The sequence below is a fragment of the Streptomyces sp. SPB074 genome (assembly GCF_000154905.1).
Lineage (GTDB): Bacteria > Actinomycetota > Actinomycetes > Streptomycetales > Streptomycetaceae > Streptomyces.
Map to the genome: position 1 here is coordinate 5,344,315 of NZ_GG770539.1, position 17,523 is coordinate 5,361,837.

At 70.8% G+C, this 17,523-nt stretch carries 16 protein-coding genes and 1 riboswitch; of the genes, 14 read left to right on the forward strand and 2 right to left on the reverse strand.

Going from position 1 to position 17,523, the window contains the following annotated elements; translation table 11 throughout:
- Positions 1-300 precede the first annotated feature (300 nt).
- The 4 genes from coxB (at position 301) to SSBG_RS22680 (ending at position 4,785) form a co-directional block, all read left to right on the forward strand.
- A complete protein-coding gene (coxB, locus tag SSBG_RS22665; protein WP_078491500.1) occupies positions 301-1,266 on the forward strand; it encodes a cytochrome c oxidase subunit II in 966 nt (321 codons plus the stop codon).
- The gene (gene ctaD, locus SSBG_RS22670) at positions 1,263-2,999 is read left to right on the forward strand and encodes a cytochrome c oxidase subunit I (RefSeq protein ID WP_008748404.1); all 1,737 of its coding nucleotides are present in this window, start codon (positions 1,263-1,265) and stop codon (positions 2,997-2,999) included. Before coxB ends, ctaD begins: the two co-directional genes overlap by 4 nt.
- Positions 2,996-3,394, forward strand: a complete 399-nt coding sequence (locus SSBG_RS22675; RefSeq protein ID WP_008748405.1) for a cytochrome c oxidase subunit 4 — start codon at positions 2,996-2,998, stop codon at positions 3,392-3,394. The genes ctaD and SSBG_RS22675 overlap by 4 nt, the downstream gene beginning before the upstream one ends.
- A 131-nt stretch (positions 3,395-3,525) precedes the next feature.
- Positions 3,526-4,785: a L,D-transpeptidase gene (locus SSBG_RS22680; protein WP_008748406.1), complete on the forward strand. Its 1,260-nt coding sequence runs from the start codon at positions 3,526-3,528 to the stop codon at positions 4,783-4,785.
- A gap of 116 nt (positions 4,786-4,901) precedes the next feature.
- Here the strand turns inward: SSBG_RS22680 and SSBG_RS22685 are convergent, their stop codons facing one another.
- Entirely contained in the window at positions 4,902-5,312 is a 411-nt protein-coding gene (locus tag SSBG_RS22685) for a hypothetical protein (RefSeq protein ID WP_008748407.1), read from the reverse strand.
- A 175-nt stretch (positions 5,313-5,487) separates the two neighbouring features.
- On the opposite strand from SSBG_RS22685, the gene SSBG_RS22690 reads away from it, so the two are divergent.
- The 6 genes from SSBG_RS22690 to SSBG_RS22715 all read left to right on the forward strand — a co-directional run bounded on the left by SSBG_RS22690 (position 5,488) and on the right by SSBG_RS22715 (position 12,730).
- Positions 5,488-6,108 (forward strand): cytochrome c oxidase subunit 3, encoded by a 621-nt coding sequence (locus SSBG_RS22690; protein WP_008748408.1) that lies wholly within the window; start codon positions 5,488-5,490, stop codon positions 6,106-6,108.
- Between the two features lie 62 nt (positions 6,109-6,170).
- Positions 6,171-6,980: a c-type cytochrome gene (locus tag SSBG_RS22695; protein WP_008748409.1), complete on the forward strand. Its 810-nt coding sequence runs from the start codon at positions 6,171-6,173 to the stop codon at positions 6,978-6,980.
- On the forward strand, positions 6,977-8,029 hold the full coding sequence (locus SSBG_RS22700) for a ubiquinol-cytochrome c reductase iron-sulfur subunit (protein WP_008748410.1): 1,053 nt from the start codon (positions 6,977-6,979) through the stop codon (positions 8,027-8,029). The genes SSBG_RS22695 and SSBG_RS22700 overlap by 4 nt, the downstream gene beginning before the upstream one ends.
- Positions 8,026-9,675: a cytochrome b gene (locus tag SSBG_RS22705; protein WP_008748411.1), complete on the forward strand. Its 1,650-nt coding sequence runs from the start codon at positions 8,026-8,028 to the stop codon at positions 9,673-9,675. Before SSBG_RS22700 ends, SSBG_RS22705 begins: the two co-directional genes overlap by 4 nt.
- Before the next feature lie 168 nt (positions 9,676-9,843).
- Positions 9,844-10,908 carry an anthranilate phosphoribosyltransferase gene (trpD, locus tag SSBG_RS22710; protein WP_008748412.1) on the forward strand — a complete coding sequence of 355 codons (1,065 nt, stop codon included), beginning with the start codon at positions 9,844-9,846 and terminating at the stop codon, positions 10,906-10,908.
- Between the two features lie 99 nt (positions 10,909-11,007).
- A riboswitch (SAM riboswitch) is annotated at positions 11,008-11,125 on the forward strand.
- Between the two features lie 240 nt (positions 11,126-11,365).
- The gene (locus SSBG_RS22715) at positions 11,366-12,730 is read left to right on the forward strand and encodes an aminotransferase class V-fold PLP-dependent enzyme (protein ID WP_008748413.1); all 1,365 of its coding nucleotides are present in this window, start codon (positions 11,366-11,368) and stop codon (positions 12,728-12,730) included.
- A 63-nt stretch (positions 12,731-12,793) separates the two neighbouring features.
- On the opposite strand, the gene SSBG_RS22720 is transcribed toward SSBG_RS22715, so the two are convergent.
- Positions 12,794-13,075: an Lrp/AsnC family transcriptional regulator gene (locus tag SSBG_RS22720; RefSeq protein ID WP_008748414.1), complete on the reverse strand. Its 282-nt coding sequence runs from the start codon at positions 13,073-13,075 to the stop codon at positions 12,794-12,796.
- 187 nt (positions 13,076-13,262) lie between these two features.
- On the opposite strand from SSBG_RS22720, the gene SSBG_RS22725 reads away from it, so the two are divergent.
- The 4 genes from SSBG_RS22725 to SSBG_RS31650 all read left to right on the forward strand — a co-directional run.
- The gene (locus SSBG_RS22725; RefSeq protein ID WP_008748415.1) at positions 13,263-13,502 is read left to right on the forward strand and encodes a hypothetical protein; all 240 of its coding nucleotides are present in this window, start codon (positions 13,263-13,265) and stop codon (positions 13,500-13,502) included.
- A gap of 33 nt (positions 13,503-13,535) precedes the next feature.
- A complete protein-coding gene (locus tag SSBG_RS22730) occupies positions 13,536-15,038 on the forward strand; it encodes an NYN domain-containing protein (protein WP_234010628.1) in 1,503 nt (500 codons plus the stop codon).
- A gap of 362 nt (positions 15,039-15,400) precedes the next feature.
- Positions 15,401-16,471, forward strand: a complete 1,071-nt coding sequence (locus SSBG_RS22735) for a C40 family peptidase (RefSeq protein ID WP_008748417.1) — start codon at positions 15,401-15,403, stop codon at positions 16,469-16,471.
- Positions 16,472-16,817: 346 nt separating this feature from the next.
- The coding region (locus SSBG_RS31650; RefSeq protein ID WP_078491390.1) for a coiled-coil domain-containing protein at positions 16,818-17,523 on the forward strand (706 nt) is incomplete at its 3' end.

Sequence of the window (17,523 nt, forward strand, 5' to 3'; positions counted from 1 at the left end):
CCGTCCGCGACACGCCCGGCCGTGTGCCCGCTCTTTTCGGCGTGCCGCCCCCCGCCCCCGCGCGACACGCCGGGACCGCCCGGGAGAAGGGGCGTCAGATGGCCTGCGCGAGGGGCGATTCCACCCCTTCGGGGAGTGCTGCGGCGCGTTGGGGACCCTCCCCGCGCGACCCCAAATTGAGTCCAGTAGGGTTTGGTCCGCATAAACATCCAAACCCTGCCCGCCGCGGGGGCACGGCGACCGACCAGCGTGAAGGCCGCGTACGCCTCGGTGCGGGCGAGACTCTCGGGAAGGCGCTACGTGAGTCCCAACGGCTCCGACCGCTCGTCGCGGCGCCCGATGCGGCGGAAGCTGCCGCAGGTGCTGACTGCGGGCCTGATCCTGGTAACCGCTACCGGTTGCTCATACAAGGACTTCCCCCGCCTTGGAATGCCCACCCCCACCACGGAGGAGGCGCCGCGCATCCTCTCGCTGTGGCAGGGCTCCTGGGCGGCGGCCCTCGCCGTGGGTGTCCTCGTCTGGGGGCTGATCCTGTGGAGCGTGTTCTTCCACAGGCGCAGCCGCCACAAGGTCGAGGTGCCCCGGCAGACCCGGTACAACATGCCTCTTGAGACGTTGTACACGGTTGTTCCGCTGCTGATCGTCTCGGTCCTCTTCTACTTCGTCGCCCGCGACGAGTCGAAGCTCATGGACGTCTCGGACAAGCCGGCCCACACGGTGAACGTGGTCGGCTACCAGTGGAGCTGGGGCTTCAACTACGTCGAGAACGTCGACGGGAACGACTCCACCGGAGACGCCGCGAAGTCGGCGGAACTCAAGGCGATCCCGGACCGTTTCGCCGCGGACTTCCCCAAGGGCGCCGAAGGCGTCTACGTCGCCGGCACCCCGGCCGACCGGAACCCGCAGACCGGGAACCCGGGGCCGACGCTCTGGCTCCCCAAGGGCGAGAAGGTCCGCTTCGTCCTGACCTCGCGTGACGTCATCCACTCCTTCTGGGTGGTCCCCTTCCTCATGAAGCAGGACGTCATCCCGGGGCACACCAACGCCTTCGAGGTGACCCCCAACAAGGAGGGCACCTTCCTGGGCAAGTGCGCCGAACTCTGCGGCGCCGACCACTCCCGGATGCTCTTCAACGTCAAGGTCGTCTCGCCCGAGCGCTACGAGGCCCACCTCAAGCAGCTCGCCAAGGACGGCCAGACCGGTTACATCCCGGCCGGTATCGAGCAGTCGGGCCACGAGAAGAACCGGGAGACGAAGAACCTGTGAGTATCGACAACGACCCGCAGCGGGTCGCGACCGCGGAAGGAGCGCCCGTCTCCGGGCCTCCCGTCCGCCGCCGTGAGCCCGGGAACGTCGTGGTGAAGTGGCTGACCACCACCGACCACAAGACGATCGGCACGCTCTACCTGGTCACCTCGTTCGTCTTCTTCTGCATCGGCGGTGTGCTCGCGCTCATCATGCGCGCCGAGCTGGCCAGGCCCGGTACGCAGCTGATCTCGAACGCACAGTTCAACCAGGCGTTCACGATGCACGGCACGATCATGCTGCTGATGTTCGCGACGCCGCTGTTCTCCGGTTTTGCCAACTGGATCATGCCGCTCCAGATCGGTGCCCCCGATGTGGCCTTCCCGCGGCTGAACATGTTCGCGTACTGGCTGTACCTCTTCGGCTCGGTCATCGCGGTGGGCGGCTTCGTCACCCCGCAGGGCGCGGCCGACTTCGGCTGGTTCGCCTACTCGCCGCTCTCGGACGCGGTCCGCTCCCCGGGCGTCGGCGCCGACATGTGGATTCTCGGCCTCGCCTTCTCCGGCTTCGGCACGATCCTCGGTTCGGTCAACTTCATCACCACGATCATCTGTATGCGCGCCCCCGGCATGACGATGTTCCGGATGCCGATCTTCACGTGGAACGTGCTGCTCACCGGTGTCCTGGTGCTGCTCGCCTTCCCGGTGCTCGCCGCCGCGCTCTTCGCGCTCGAAGCGGACCGAAAATTCGGGGCGCACGTATTCGACGCGACAAACGGCGGGGCATTGCTCTGGCAACACCTCTTCTGGTTCTTCGGCCATCCAGAGGTGTACATCATCGCGTTGCCGTTCTTCGGCATCATCTCCGAGGTCATCCCGGTCTTCGCGCGCAAGCCGATCTTCGGCTACGTCGGCCTCATCGGCGCGACCATCGCCATCGCCGGTCTCTCGGTGACGGTCTGGGCGCACCACATGTACGTGACCGGCGGGGTGCTCCTCCCGTTCTTCTCCTTCATGACGTTCCTGATCGCCGTGCCAACCGGCGTGAAGTTCTTCAACTGGGTCGGCACGATGTGGAAGGGCTCCTTGTCCTTCGAGACACCGATGCTGTGGTCGGTCGGCTTCCTGATCACCTTCCTCTTCGGTGGTCTGACCGGCGTCATCCTCGCGGCCCCGCCGCTGGACTTCCACGTCTCGGACTCGTACTTCGTCGTGGCCCACTTCCACTACGTGATCTTCGGGACCGTCGTCTTCGCGATGTTCGCCGGATTCCACTTCTGGTGGCCGAAGTTCACCGGCAAGATGCTCGACGAGCGGCTCGGGAAGATCACCTTCTGGACCCTCTTCGTCGGCTTCCACGGCACCTTCCTCGTCCAGCACTGGCTGGGCGCCGAGGGGATGCCGCGCCGCTACGCCGACTACCTGGCGGCCGACGGCTTCACCGCGCTGAACACGGTCTCGACCATCAGCTCCTTCCTGCTCGGCCTGTCGATCCTGCCGTTCTTCTACAACGTCTGGAAGACCGCCAAGTACGGCAAGAAGATCGAGGTGGACGACCCGTGGGGCTTCGGCCGCTCCCTGGAGTGGGCGACCTCCTGCCCGCCGCCCCGGCACAACTTCACCTCGCTGCCCCGTATCCGCAGTGAGTCCCCGGCCTTCGACCTCCACCACCCGGAGATCGCGGCCCTCGACCAGCTGGAGAACGGCGACCAGCGCGACACCGCGCTCGTCGGCGGCAAGGAGGTCGGACGGTGAAGATCCAGGGCAAGATGTTCATCTGGCTGAGCGTCTTCGTCCTCGCCATGGCGGTCGTCTATGGCGTGTGGTCGAAGGAGCCGGCCGGTACCACGGCGCTCTTCCTGGCCTTCGGGCTCTGCATCATGATCGGTTACTACCTGGCGTTCACCGCCCGGCGGATCGACGCGGGCGCGCAGGACAACAAGGAGGCCGACGTCGCGGACGACGCCGGCGAGGTGGGCTTCTTCAGCCCGCACAGCTGGCAGCCGCTCGCCCTCGGCGTCGGCGGCGCGCTCGCCTTCCTCGCCGTGGCAGTCGGCTGGTGGCTGCTCTACTTCTCGGCCCCGATCCTCCTGATCGGCCTCTTCGGCTGGGTCTTCGAGTACTACCGCGGCGAGAACCAGAACCAGTAGCACACACCACGTCAGGAGGGGCCCGGACACGCCGCACGGCGCGTCCCGGCCCCTCCTTTCGCTTGCGCGCGGGCCACCCGAACGGCTCAGCCGACCGCGCTGAACGGGCCCCGGCTTCGTACGTTGAGGCCATGAGCCACACACCGCGAACCCGTACGGTACTGAGCTGCACTGTGCTGGTGGCCGCTCTCGGAGCCGGCCTCACGGCCTGCGGCGGCGACGCCCGTGGAAACTCGCTGACGGCCCGTCCGTACGACGCGGCGGGGCACGTCTCCTTCAACGCGGCGGGCGCCGAACGCGTCGACCCGGACAAGCCGCTGGAGGTGACCAGCAAGGGCAAGGACAGCCGGATCACCGACGTCACGGCCACCGACAGCCTCGGCCGCCAGGTCGCCGGGGCCCTCTCCGCCGACGGGAACCGCTGGCACTCCACCGGGCCCCTCGCCGCCGCCGCCGACTACACGGTGCGCGTCACCACCGAGAACAAGGACGGCGCGCCGGGCCTCAAGACCCTCCGCTTCCGCACCGCGGAGGCGGGCAAGAACCGCCTCAAGGTGACCTTCGGGCCCAAGGCCGGCACGTACGGCGTCGGGCAGCCGATCACCGCCGAGCTGAGCGCCCCCGTCAAGGACAAGGCCGCCCGCGCCGTCGTCGAGCGCTCCCTGCGGGTGCGGTCCTCGCGGGACGTCGAGGGTTCCTGGTACTGGGTCGACTCCAAGGAGCTCCACTACCGCCCGCGCACCTACTGGCCCGCGCACTCCACGGTGGACGTGAGCGCCAACCTCAACGGCGTCAAGGTCACCGACACCCTGCGCGGCGCGGACGCCAAGCCGCTCTCCCTCACCTTCGGCGACCGCGTGGAGGCGCTGGTCGACTCCGGCAGCCACCACATGACGGTGCGGAAGAACGGCCGGGAGATAAAAACCCTGCCGGTGACCACCGGCAAGCCGGGCTTCTCCACCCGTAACGGGATCAAGGTGATCCTGGGCAAGGAGTCCTTCGTGCGGATGCGCAGCGGCAGTGTCGGCATCGCCGCGGGCAGCTCCGAGTCCTACGACCTGCCCGTCCACTGGGCCACCCGGGTGACATGGAGCGGCGAATACGTGCACGCCGCGCCGTGGTCGGTCGGCTCGCAGGGCTCCGCGAACACGAGCCACGGCTGCGTGGGGATGAGCACCGGGAACGCGCACTGGTTCTTCGACGCCGTGCGGGAGGGGGACGTCGTGCGGGTCGTCAACAGCGAGGGCGAGGCGATGGCCCCGTTCGGCAACGGCTTCGGGGACTGGAACCTGAGCTGGGCCAAGTGGCAGGAGGGCAGCGCGGTGAACGGGAGCGGCCGGAACACGGCTCCCGGCGGGGTGGAGCAGGCGCGGCTCAGGCCGCAGCTGTAATCACCCGGGGGAGTGAAATCCCCGCGGCCCTCCCCGCGCCCGTACGGCGCGGGGAGGGCCTTTCGCGGGCGGCGCCGGCTGCCCGCCCCGCGGACCGTCCCCGGACGCCCGGGGGCTCAGTCGGTGGCGCCGGCCGCGACGGGCTCCTTGCGCAGCAGCCCCGCGAGGGCCCCCGCGAACTCCACCGGGTCCACCGGGAGGGTGACGGCGGCGTCGGCGCGGCTCCAGGTGGCCAGCCAGGCGTCCTGGGGGCGGCCCATCAGCAGGAGCACCGGGGGGCAGCGGAAGATCTCGTCCTTGATCTGGCGGCAGACGCCCATGCCGCCCGCCGGCGCCGTCTCGCCGTCCAGGACGCAGACGTCGATGCCGCCCCGCTCCAGCTCGCTGAGCACCGCAGGGAGCGTCGCGCACTCCACGAACTGCACCCGGGGCGCGTCGGGGGCGGGCCGGCGACCGGTGGCGAGCCGTACCTGGGTGCGGGTTTCGGCGTTGTCGCTGTAGATCAGCACGGTGGCGATCGGCTGCATGTCTCCTCCTGGCCTCGGGCGTGACCGGGTCCCCGGTGGGCCGGATGCTACTCCGTCCGACTCCCCGTCAACACCGCTGTGAACAGCTCAACGATGGGCCGTTCGGGCCCGACACACGGGGCGGACACACCGAACGGCACCCCCGGGAGTGAGGGCGGGATAAGCGACCGACATAATGTCGGTCGTGGCGACAGCAACGACAGTAGAAACCGGGCCCGCGCACCCGTCGGTCAACAGGCCGAACCTCACCAGCGTCGGAACCATCATCTGGCTGAGTTCCGAGCTGATGTTCTTCGCGGCCCTCTTCGCGATGTACTTCACCCTGCGATCGGTGACCGGACCGGACCACTGGAAGGAAATGGCGGATGCCCTGAACGTTCCGTTCTCGGGCACGAACACCGCCATCCTGGTGGCCTCCTCTCTCACCTGCCAGCTCGGCGTCTTCGCCGCCGAGCGAGGTGACGTGAAGAAGCTCCGCACGTGGTTCTCGATCACCTTCGTGATGGGAGCGATCTTCATCGGAGGCCAGATCTTCGAATACACGGAGCTGGTGAAGAAGGACGGGCTTTCGCTCTCCTCCGACCCCTACGGTTCCGTCTTCTACCTCACGACCGGATTCCACGGACTGCACGTGACGGGCGGCCTCATCGCCTTCCTGCTGGTCCTGGGCCGGACGTACGCGGCCAAGAGGTTCACACATCACCAGGCCACTGCGGCCATCGTCGTGTCCTACTACTGGCACTTCGTCGATGTCGTCTGGATCGGCCTCTTCGCCACGATCTACCTGATCAAGTAATCCGGGCGAGAAGCCCACATCCAGTAGCACCGACGCAGAAGATCCTGACACCGGGGTAATCCGTGAAAAAGCTCTCCGTACGACGACGCCATCCGCTGGCGGCGGTCGTCGTCCTACTCCTCGCGCTGGCGGCCACCGGGGGGCTGTACGCCGCGTTCGCGCCCGCGGACAAGGCACAGGCTGAGGAAACAGCCCAGTCCCTCAAGATCGACGAGGGCAAGAAGCTCTACGACGTCGGCTGCGCCAGTTGCCACGGAACCGGTGGACAGGGCAGCAGCGACGGCCCGAGCCTCGTCGGCGTGGGCGCCGCGGCCGTCGACTTCCAGGTCGGTACCGGCCGTATGCCGCTCCAGCAGCAGGGCGCCCAGGCGCCCCGCAAGAAGGTCATCTACTCCGAGAAGGAGATCGACCGGCTCGCGACCTACGTCGCCTCGCTCGGCGCCGGTCCCGAGGTGCCGACCAAGAACCAGTACGACCCCGCCGGGTCGGACAGCGCCAAGGGCGGCGAGCTCTTCCGCACCAACTGCGCGCAGTGCCACAACTTCTCCGGTGAGGGCGGCGCGCTGACGCACGGCAAGTTCGCCCCCTCCCTGGAGGGCGTCGACCCGAAGCACCTCTACGAGGCCATGCAGACCGGCCCGCAGAACATGCCCTCCTTCCCCGACACCACGATGCCGGAGAAGCAGAAGAAGCAGATCATCGCCTACCTGCGCGACGTCAACGGGGACAAGGCCACCAACCCGGGTGGGCTCAGCCTCGGGGGTCTCGGCCCGGTCAGTGAGGGTCTCTTCGCCTGGGTCTTCGGGCTCGGTGCGCTGATCGCCGTCTCCACGTGGGTCGCCGTCCGGACCGCAAAGGCCAAGAAGTCATGAGCAGCCAAGACAATCCCGAAGAGAACCTGCCCGCCGGGCAGGGCGCCGAGGAGCACTCGGCCGAGCTGGTGAAGAACCCCTTCGCCGACCCGGGGCTGCCGCCCCACGAGCACCGCATCCAGGACCTGGACGAGCGGGCCGCCAAGCGCAGCGAGCGCGTGGTCGCCTTCCTCTTCACCCTGTCGATGCTCGCGACGGCCGGCTTCATCGCCTCGTACGTGATCTTCAAGCCCGGCAAGATCGTCTACATCTGGCCCTTCGGGCACGTCAGCGCCCTGAACTTCTCGCTCGGCCTGACCCTGGGCCTCGCGCTGTTCTCCATCGGCGCGGGCGCCGTCCACTGGGCCCGCACCCTGATGTCCGACGTCGAGCTGGTCGACGAGCGGCACGACATCGAGGCCGACAACGACACCCGCGCGAAGGTCATCGCGGACTTCAAGCAGGGCGCCAAGGACTCCGTCATCGGGCGCCGCAAGCTGATCCGCAACTCGATGTTCGGTGCCCTGGCCCTCGTGCCGCTCTCCGGCGTCGTGCTGCTGCGCGACCTCGGCCCGCTGCCCGAGAAGAAGCTCCGCTCCACGATGTGGAAAAAGGGCTCGGTCATCGTCAACATGAACACCAACGAGCCGCTGCGTCCCGAGGACGTCATCACCGGCTCGCTGACGTTCGCCAAGCCCGAGGGCCTGGAGGAGACGAACCACGACTTCCAGACGCAGATCGCCAAGGCCGCCCTGATGATCATCCGGATCGCCCCGGAGAACATCAAGGACAAGCGCGAACTGGACTGGTCGCACCAGGGCATCGTCGCGTACTCCAAGATCTGCACCCACGTCGGCTGCCCGATCAGCCTGTACGAGCAGCAGACGCACCACGTCCTCTGCCCGTGCCACCAGTCCACCTTCGACCTCTCCGACGGCGCCCGAGTGATCTTCGGCCCGGCCGGTCACCCGCTGCCGCAGCTGCGGATCGGCGTGAACGACGAGGGTTACCTCGAAGCGCTCGGCGACTTCGACCAGCCCGTCGGCCCTGCCTTCTGGGAGCGCGGATGAGCACCGAGAACACGCACGCACCCGGCGACGACGCGCCGGACCGCGGTCAGACGCCCGCCGGGGAACGGCTCGCCGACTGGGCGGACGGACGGCTCGGCATCTACAGCCTGGCCAAGTCCAACATGCGGAAGATCTTTCCGGACCACCCGAGCTTCATGCTCGGCGAGATCTGCATGTACAGCTTCATCATCATCATCCTCACGGGTGTGTACCTGACGCTGTTCTTCCACCCGAGCATGAACGAGGTGGAGTACCACGGCGTCTACGGCCCCATGCAGGGCCAGCTCATGTCGGAGGCGTTCTCCTCCACGCTGAAGATCAGCTTCGAGGTCCGCGGCGGTCTGCTCATCCGGCAGATCCACCACTGGGCCGCGCTCATCTTCCTCGCCGGCATGTTCGTGCACATGATGCGCGTCTTCTTCACGGGCGCCTTCCGCAAGCCGCGTGAGATCAACTGGCTGTTCGGCTTCCTGCTCTTCGCCCTGGGCATGTTCACCGGTTTCACCGGTTACTCGCTCCCGGACGACCTGCTCTCCGGCACCGGTGTCCGCTTCACGCAGGGCGCGATCCTGTCCGTACCGATCGTCGGCACGTACATCTCGATGTTCCTGTTCGGCGGGGAGTTCCCCGGCGGCGACTTCGTCGCCCGGTTCTACTCGATCCACATCCTGCTGCTGCCCGGCATCATGCTCGGGCTCATGGTGGGCCACCTGATCCTGGTCTTCTACCACAAGCACACGCAGTACGCGGGGCCCGGACGCACCGAGAAGAACGTCGTCGGGATGCCGCTGCTCCCGGTGTACATGGCGAAGGCCGGAGGCTTCTTCTTCCTCGTCTTCGGTGTCATCGCGGCCATCGCCGGCATCGCGACGATCAACCCCATCTGGGCGATCGGCCCGTACCGGCCCGACCAGGTGTCCACCGGCGCGCAACCCGACTGGTACATGGGCTTCGCCGAAGGTCTCATCCGGGTCATGCCGGGCTGGGAGATCAACCTGTGGGGCCACACGCTGGTCCTCGGCGTGTTCATCCCGCTGGTGGTCTTCGGCCTCGTCCTCGGCGCGATGGCGGTCTACCCGTTCATCGAGTCCTGGGTCACCGGCGACAAGCGCGAGCACCACATCCTGGACCGCCCGCGCAACGCCCCGGTCCGTACCGGCCTCGGCGTCGCCTGGCTCACGATGTACTTCATCACCCTCGTCGGTGGTGGCAACGACCTGTGGGCCACGCACTTCCACCTCTCGCTCAACGCGATCAGCTGGTTCGTGCGGATCGGCTTCTTCCTCGGCCCGGTCGTCGCCTTCATCATCACCAAGCGCATCTGCCTCGGTCTCCAGCGCCGCGACAGGGAGAAGGTGCTGCACGGGCGCGAGTCCGGTGTCATCAAGCGCCTGCCGCACGGTGAGTTCATCGAGGTGCACGAGCCGCTCAGCGCCGGGCAGCGCTACACCCTCACCGCGCACGACCAGCCCCAGCCCTTCGAGATCGGTGCGACCACCGACGAGAACGGCGTCAAGCGCAAGGTCTCCGGCGCGGACAAGCTCCGCTCGAAGCTCTCCAAGAGCTACTACGGCGACGGGACCCAGATCCCGAAGCCGACGGAGGAGGAGTACAAGGAGATCACCAGCGGCCACGGCCACCACTGATCCCCGCACTGTTACGCGACACGCCACCTGAGGGCCCCGGCCCGTCCCACCTTCCCGGTGGGCGGACGGGGCCCTTCGCGCTGCTCGCGCGCCGATAGGGTGGGGCCCGGAAGAACCGGCGGCCCGGCGCGCTGCACCCCCGCCCCCACCCACACACCAGGAGCGGCCATGAGCGCTGTGCACCCCGTCGGAGGCGACACCGCGGCGGCCCGCTCCTGGCCGGCTGTGCTCGACGGACTCCTCTCGGGCCGCGACCAGTCCGCCGCCGACACCGCCTGGGCGATGGACCGCATCATGCGGGGCGAGGCCACGGACGCGCAGATCGCCGGCTTCGCCGTGGCCCTGCGCGCCAAGGGCGAGACCGTCGAGGAGATCAGCGGCATCGTGGAGGCGATGTACGCGCACGCCCGCACCATCGAGGTCCCCGGCGAGACCGTCGACATCGTCGGCACCGGCGGGGACGGGGCCAAGACCGTCAACATCTCCACGATGTCCGCCGTGGTCGTCGCGGGCACCGGCGCGAAGGTCGTCAAGCACGGCAACCGCGCCGCCTCCTCCGCCTCCGGGGCCTCCGACGTCCTGGAGAAGCTCGGCGTCAACCTGGAATTGGGCCCGGAGCGGGTCGCGCGGGTCGCCGAGGAGGCCGGGATCACCTTCTGCTTCGCCGTCAAGTTCCACCCGGCGCTGCGGTACGTCGCGGCGGCACGCGGCGAGCTGGGCATCCGGACGACCTTCAACTTCCTCGGCCCGCTCACCAACCCGGCCCGCGTCCGGGCCCAGGCCACCGGGGTCGCCGACGCGCGGATGGCGCCGATCATGGCCGGGGTGCTCGCCGCGCGCGGCTCCTCCGCGCTCGTCTTCCGGGGCGACGACGGCCTCGACGAACTCACGACGGCCGCGACCTCCCGGGTGTGGATCGTCCAGGACGGCACGGTGCGCGAGGAGGGCTTCGACCCGCGCGAGGTCGGCATCGCCCTCTCCCCGGTCTCGGCCCTGCGCGGCGGCGACGCCGCGCACAACGCGGAGGTCGCCCGCCGCCTCTTCGCGGGCGAGCGCGGCCCGGTCCGCGACGCGGTGCTCCTCAACTCGGCGGCGGCCCTCGCGGCATTGCGCCCGGGCCCGGAGCCGCTCGCGGAACGGATCGGCGCGGGCATGGCGCTGGCCGCGGAGTCCCTGGACTCCGGGGCGGCGGACGCGGCCCTGGAGCGCTGGGTCCGGGCCAGCAACGCCTGAGCGGCGCACACGGCGGGGGCGGCACGGGAACGTGCCGCCCCCGTTCCGCATTCTGGAACCCCCTGGGCTCGGGCCCGCCCCTGTGGCAGGATGCTGGCAGGTCATGAGTGACAGCGCCTACGGCCCCGGCCTGCTGTCCGGCAACCCTCCGTCCGTGGCGGGGTGCCCCGGGTGAAGACCTGGCCGCAGGCAGCGAGGTCTGCGGCAAGCGCGGACCCCTCCGCGCCCGTCAGGGGCGTTGGCACCTCCCTTTCGCGGCGTCAGGCACCAGGGGTCCTGGTCGTCGAGGGAGCGGTTCTCCGTGAGCAAGCGAATGTCCTAGGGCGCACACCCTTCACCACATCAGGGTGCGGTGCCCTTCGCCGTTCTCGGTCGCCGGGCTCTTCGTACCGCCCGGAACCCCCAGCCTTCGCAGCTCGCCTTCCGCTGCCCTCCGCCTCACGTACGGGAGTTCGCCATGTCCGTTTCCGCCGCCTCCGCCGCTGCCACCTCCTCCGCCACCGCCCCCGCCGCGCCGCTGCCCGTCCTCGGCCGCGAGGTGCGCGTGCCGCTCGTCACCGGGGGAGAGGTCGAGTACGCCGCCCTCGACTACGCGGCGAGCGCCCCGGCCCTGGAACGCGTCTGGAACGACGTGGCCGTCTACGCCCCGTACTACGGCAGCGTCCACCGGGGCGCCGGGTACCTCTCGCAGCTCTCCACCGAACTTTTCGAGACCGCCCGCGCCGACGTCGCCGCCTTCCTCGGCTGCCGCGCCGACGACGAGCTCGTCTTCACGCGCTCCACGACCGACTCGCTCAACCTCCTCGCCGCCGCTCTCCCCGCCGGTTGCGAGGTGTACGTCTTCGAGACCGAGCACCACGCCTCGCTGCTGCCCTGGCGCACCGCCGCCGTCACCCACCTGGACGCCCCGCGCAGCCCCGCGGAGGCCGTCGCCACGCTGGAGCGCGCGCTGGACGCCCGTACCGGCGGGGGCCCCGCCCTCGTCTGCGTCACGGGCGCCTCGAACGTGACCGGGGAGCTGTGGCCCGTCGCCGAGCTGGCGCGCGTCGCGCACGCGCACGGGGCGCGGATCGTCCTGGACGCCGCCCAGCTCGCTCCGCACCACCCCGTCTCGGTCACGGACCTGGACGTGGACTGGATCGCCTTCTCCGGCCACAAGCTGTACGCGCCCTTCGGCGCCGGGGTCCTCGCCGGCCGCGCCGACTGGCTGGAGGACGCCGAGCCCTACCTCGCGGGCGGCGGCGCGAGCCGTGCCGTGAGCAGGCGCGCGGACGGCGGGGTGGACGTCGAGTGGCACCAGGGCGCCGCCCGGCACGAGGCCGGTTCGCCGAACGTCATCGGCGCCTACGCGATCGCCTCGGCCTGCAAGGCCCTCACCGAGGCCGGTTTCGACGCGCTCGTGGCGCGCGAGCGGCAGCTCGTGACGCGGGTGCGGGACGGGCTCGCCGCGATCGAGGGCGTCCGCGTCCTCGGGCTCTTCGGTCCGGAGGCCGAGCGGGTCGGCGTGCTCTCCTTCGTCGTGAGCGGCTGGAACAGCTCGCACCTCGCGGCGGCGCTCTCCGCCGAGTACGGGATCGGGGTCCGCGACGGGCTCTTCTGCGCCCACCCGCTGGTGCGCACGCTGCTCGGCGCGGACGCAGGGGCGCCCGGCGAGTGCGGGGCGCCCGAGGGCGGCTCACTCAACGCGGTGCGGGTCAGTTTCGGCGCCGGGACGCCCGACGAGCACGTGGAGCGCTTCCTGGGCGCGGTGCGCGAGCTGGTCGAGCAGGGCGCGCGCTGGACCTACCGCACCGAGGGCGGGCGCTGCGTGCCGGCGGTCTGAATGGGACGCGGGGCAGGGGCGCCGGTCGCGGGACCGGCGCCCCTGACGCGTACCCGCGCGGTCTCAGGAATCGAGGCCGATCGCGAAGGCCGCCTCCAGGTCGTGCTGCGAGTACGTGCGGAAGGCCACGTGCGTATCGGTCCCCGCGACGCCGGGGATCTTGCTGATCCGGTTCGGGATGATCTCGGCGAGGTCCTCGTGGCGGCCGACGCGGACCATCGCGATGAGGTCGTAGGAGCCGGTGACGGAGAAGACCTCGCTCACGCTGTCCAGCGCGGCGATGGACTCGGCGATCTCCGGGATTCGGTCGACGCTGGTCTTGATGAGCACGATCGCGGTGATCACGGCGGTGGGTCCCCTTCGCTGTCCTGGTGGGCCCACTGTAGTCCGGGCCTCGGTCCCCGCCGCGCGCTCCCGCCCGAGGCCGTAGGGTTACGGGCGGCACGAGGACACCGCGACACCCTTCGGCCGCACGAGCACGAAGCCCACGCACACCCCCGAGCACGAGCACGAGAAGGAAGCGACGCAGACGATGACCGTTCCCCTCCCGACGGAGACCACGCGCTGGCGCTGCACGCTGTGCGGCAATCTCACCAGGTTCGACGTGAGCCGTTCCTCGAAGGTCGTCGAGTACGTCCACCTCGACCTCGCGGGGAAACCGGAGGTCGAGGAGCGCCAGGTCGTCAGTGAGACGATCGACTCGGTCCGCTGCCGCTGGTGCAACGCGGTGGACCAGATCGAGCTGGTGGACAGGCCGGGGCCGGCTGCCTGAGGCCGGGGCCGCACGAGCGAGTGGGGTGAGGACATGGTGGAGGAAGCGAACGCCGAGCCCGCCGGTGCGCCCCACGGCGCGGAGCGGAACGGGGACGGGGACGCCGTTCCCGCGGACCCGGGGCACGTCCCGGCCGAGAGCGCGCGCGAGCACGTGGAGCCGGGGGAGCACGCTGAGCCCGGGGACGCGGGGCGCGAGGGCGACGTGCGCGGCGGTGACGGCGCGGGGGAGGGGCTGGAAGGGCCGCTGCCCGAAGGCGTCAGGCACCGCGTCGTGCAGTACGTGGCCGACTGTTTCGGGGGCCTCACCCTCGCCGAACTCCCCCCGCAGCTCCGCCAGTACGCCCGTTTCACGCCGAGCAGGCGGCTCAAGTACGCGGGCAACGCGATGGCCGCGGCGGTGGAGAACGACGCCGCCTTCCGGGCCCGTGTCGCCGAGCGGCTGAGCGCCGCGCAGCCCGAGTTGTGCGCGGCGCTCGGCGAGGGCGCCCCGCCCCCGGCCGCCGACCCGGTGGACGTCGCCGCCGTCGCGTACCTGCTGCGGCCCCCGGGCTGGCTCAAGCTCGTGGCCGCCGCCGGTGAGGAGGCCGAACGGGCCGGGGCCGAGCGGATGGACGCGGTGGCCCGCCAGGAGCTGGACCGGCTGCGCGCGGAGCGCGACGAGGCCCGCGAGCGCGGGCGCGCGGACAGCGAGCGGCTGCGCGGCGAGGTCGAGGGACTGCGCCGCGAGGGCGACGCGGTGCGGCGCAGGCTGCGCGCCGCGCAGAGCGACATCAAGCGCGGCGAGTCCGCGCTGCGCAAGGAGCAGGAGCGGGCCGAGGCGCAGCGCGCCGAGCTCCAGGCGCAGTTGAGCGCGGCCGAGAGCGAGACGCGGCGGGTGCGGGCGCGTCTCGGCGAGGTCGAGGCGGCCCTGGAGGCGAGCCGCAAGGCGACGCGCGAGGGGCGCAGCGTGGAGGACATGCGGCTGCGGCTGCTGCTCGACACCGTGCTCGACGCGGCGCAGGGGCTGCGCCGCGAACTGGCGCTGCCCCCCGTCTCCGTACGTCCCGCCGAGACCGTGGACGCGCGCGAGCCGGCGAAGTTCAGCCCGAAGGACATCGCTGCCCGCGCGCTCGCCGAGGACGACCCGGCGATCCTGGACCAGTTGCTGGCGCTGCCGCAGGCCCACCTCGTCGTGGACGGGTACAACGTCACCAAGACCGGTTATCCGACGATGCCCCTGGAGAAGCAGCGGCTGCGGCTGCTGGGCGGGCTCTCGCAGCTCGCGGCGCAGAGCGGGGCCGAGGTGACGTGCGTCTTCGACGGGGCGGAGCTGGCGGCCCCCGTGCTGCTCGCGCCGCCGCGCGGGGTGCGGGTGCTGTTCAGCAAGGCCGGGGTGACGGCGGACGAGCTCATCCGTCGGCTCGTGCGCGCCGAGCCGCCCGGGCGGCCCGTGACGGTGGTCTCCACCGACAAGGAGGTCGCGGACGGCATCGCGAAGGCGGGGGCGCGTCCGGTGCCCAGCGTCATGCTCCTGAAGCGGTTGTCGCGCGGCTGAACCGCCGGCGTCCGGCGCCGCGCGGGGGCGGCGGACACCCGGTGGGCGGCCGGGGGAACACATGTGCCCGGTATGGCTGTTGCGACTCGGTTCGTATGATCTGTGACCGACGCGTTATCTGGTGGCTTTCGTGGCGCTTGGGGCGCGACGCTCGGTCAGTTCTTCGTCACCGCAGGTGGCTTGTGGGTAAAGAAACCCGTGAGTCGTGGTTTTTTACCGGTGAGGATTTGAACTGATCACAAGAAGGTCACTACTGTCGGCCCGAACTCTCGCTCGGTTGATCACCCATCCGGGGTGGCGGTGAGAGGGCACCGCCCACCGGTGGATCGGTAGGCGGCTGGAGGAAGAAGGAGCTCGCCTTCGTGGCGTCCCACCGTCGACCGAAGCAGCCGAGCCGCGCCCGCGTGACCGTGCTCACCGCGACCGCCGCTGCTGCCGTGGCCCTCACTTCGCAGGCCGCGCACGCAGACCCCAAGCCGACCAAGTCCGAGGTGAAGTCGAAGGTCGACAAGCTCTACGACGAAGCGGAGCAGGCGACCGAGAAGCTCAACGGGGCCACCGAGAAGCAGAAGAAGCTGGAGAAGGAGGTCGACGCCATCCAGGACAAGGTGGCGCGCGGCCAGGACGAGCTGAACGAGCAGCGCCAGTCCCTCGGGGCCGTCGCCGCCGCCCAGTACCGTTCCGGCGGCATCGACCCCTCCGTGCAGCTCTTCCTCTCCGCCGACCCGGACTCCTTCCTCCAGCAGGCCGGTGCCCTCGACCAGCTGAGCGCGCAGCAGACCCAGCAGCTCAAGCAGATCCAGGCCAAGCAGCGCAAGCTCGCCCAGGAGCGCAAGGAGGCCGCCGACAAGCTCGCCGACCTCGCCGACACGCGCAAGGAGCTGGGCAAGAAGAAGAGCGAGGTGAAGGGCAAGCTCGCCGAGGCGCAGCGGCTCCTCAACTCGATGACGGCCGCCGAGAAGGCCGCGCTCCAGAAGGAGGAGGAGCGCGCCAACCGTGCCAGTGAGCGCACCGCGCTGAGCACCCCCTCCGGCTCCGCCGGCACCTCCGCGCCCGGCACCATCGCCAACCCCGGCAAGGGCTCGGGCGCCGCCGGCCGCGCCTTCTCCGCCGCGCAGACGCAGCTCGGCAAGCCCTACGTCTTCGGCGCCACGGGCCCCAGCTCCTACGACTGCTCGGGCCTCACCTCCTGGGCCTACCGCCAGGCCGGGGCCTCGCTGCCCCGCACCTCGCAGGCGCAGGCGAACGCGGGGACGCGCATCTACTCGCAGAGCCAGCTCCAGGTCGGCGACCTCGTGCTCTTCTACGGGGACCTGCACCACATCGGTCTCTACGCCGGCAACGGCCAGGTGCTGCACGCCCCGCGCACCGGCACCGTCGTGCGCTACGAGTCGATCGGCAACATGCCCTTCCAGTTCGGCGTGCGCGTCTGAACCGCGCACGGCCGTAACGGCGTTCACCGGAGCCCCGGGAAGCACCCGCTTCCCGGGGCTCCGCCGTGTCCGGCCCGGGGGCGCGCCACACCCGCCCGATCGGGGGAATCCCGTGCCCCCGTGCTGACCCGGGGGACCCGCTGTGACCTGCGCGGGGTTGCCGGAAGCCGGACGAACTCGCCCAAAGCGACGGACCGTCGGTCGTTGGTGCCCGCCCCGGGCGGCGGCTACTGTCGGCGCGCGTTCCGGCACAGCCGCCGGGTCCCGGCCCGGCGCGCGCTCCCGGGACCCGCCCCGACGCACCGGGCGCCCGCGCCCGTGCCCCAGCGAAAGGACAGCGAACGCCGTGGCGTCTCACCGCCGTTCCCTCTCCACCGGGCGCACCGCGCGCGGCGCCGTCCTCACCGCGGCGGCGGCCGCCGCGCTCGCCGCCGTCCCCACCGCGACGCCCGCAGGGGCCGCCCCGCACCCCGGTCGGCAGGAGGCCAGGGCGGGGCTCGACCGGCTCTACACCCAGGCGGAGCGCGCCACCGAGTCGTACAACAAGGCCGAGGAGCGCGCCGACCGGCTGCGCGCCACCGTGCGCCGCTCCACCGACGCCGTCGCCCGCGCCCAGGAACGCGTCAACACCATGCGCGGCGCGCTCGGTTCGCTCGCCGCCGCGCAGTACCGCTCGGGCGGTATCGATCCCGCGCTCGCGCTGCTGCTCACCTCCGACCCCGATCGCTACCTCAGCCACGCGGCCCTCCTCGACCAGGTCGGCAGCAGGCGCGCCGCCGAACTCGGCCGCCTCGTCGGCGTCCAGCGCGAGCTGGCCCAGGACCGCGCCGAGGCGCGCGAGGCCCTGCGCCGCCTGGAACGCACCCGCGCGGACGTCGCCCGGCACAAGCGCACGGTCGAGGCGAAGCTCGCCGCCGCCCGCCGCCTCCTCGACGCGCTGCCCGCCGGGGAACGCTCCCGGCTGCGCGACGGCCTCGCGGACGGCGGCCGGGCGGCGCGGGGTGCGGGCGAGGACGTACCGCCCGGGACGGCGGCGGTCTCCGGGCGCGCGG

Excerpts from the sequence above, each read along its gene's own strand:
- SSBG_RS22680 (WP_008748406.1), top strand. The coding sequence starts at position 3,526 with ATGAGCCACACACCGCGAACCCGTACGGTACTGAGCTGCACTGTGCTG.
- SSBG_RS22685 (WP_008748407.1), bottom strand. The coding sequence starts at position 5,312 with ATGCAGCCGATCGCCACCGTGCTGATCTACAGCGACAACGCCGAAACC.
- SSBG_RS22690 (WP_008748408.1), top strand. The coding sequence starts at position 5,488 with ATGTCGGTCGTGGCGACAGCAACGACAGTAGAAACCGGGCCCGCGCAC.
- SSBG_RS22700 (WP_008748410.1), top strand. The coding sequence starts at position 6,977 with ATGAGCAGCCAAGACAATCCCGAAGAGAACCTGCCCGCCGGGCAGGGC.
- SSBG_RS22705 (WP_008748411.1), top strand. The coding sequence starts at position 8,026 with ATGAGCACCGAGAACACGCACGCACCCGGCGACGACGCGCCGGACCGC.
- trpD (WP_008748412.1), top strand. The coding sequence starts at position 9,844 with ATGAGCGCTGTGCACCCCGTCGGAGGCGACACCGCGGCGGCCCGCTCC.
- SSBG_RS22715 (WP_008748413.1), top strand. The coding sequence starts at position 11,366 with ATGTCCGTTTCCGCCGCCTCCGCCGCTGCCACCTCCTCCGCCACCGCC.
- SSBG_RS22725 (WP_008748415.1), top strand. The coding sequence starts at position 13,263 with ATGACCGTTCCCCTCCCGACGGAGACCACGCGCTGGCGCTGCACGCTG.
- SSBG_RS22730 (WP_234010628.1), top strand. The coding sequence starts at position 13,536 with ATGGTGGAGGAAGCGAACGCCGAGCCCGCCGGTGCGCCCCACGGCGCG.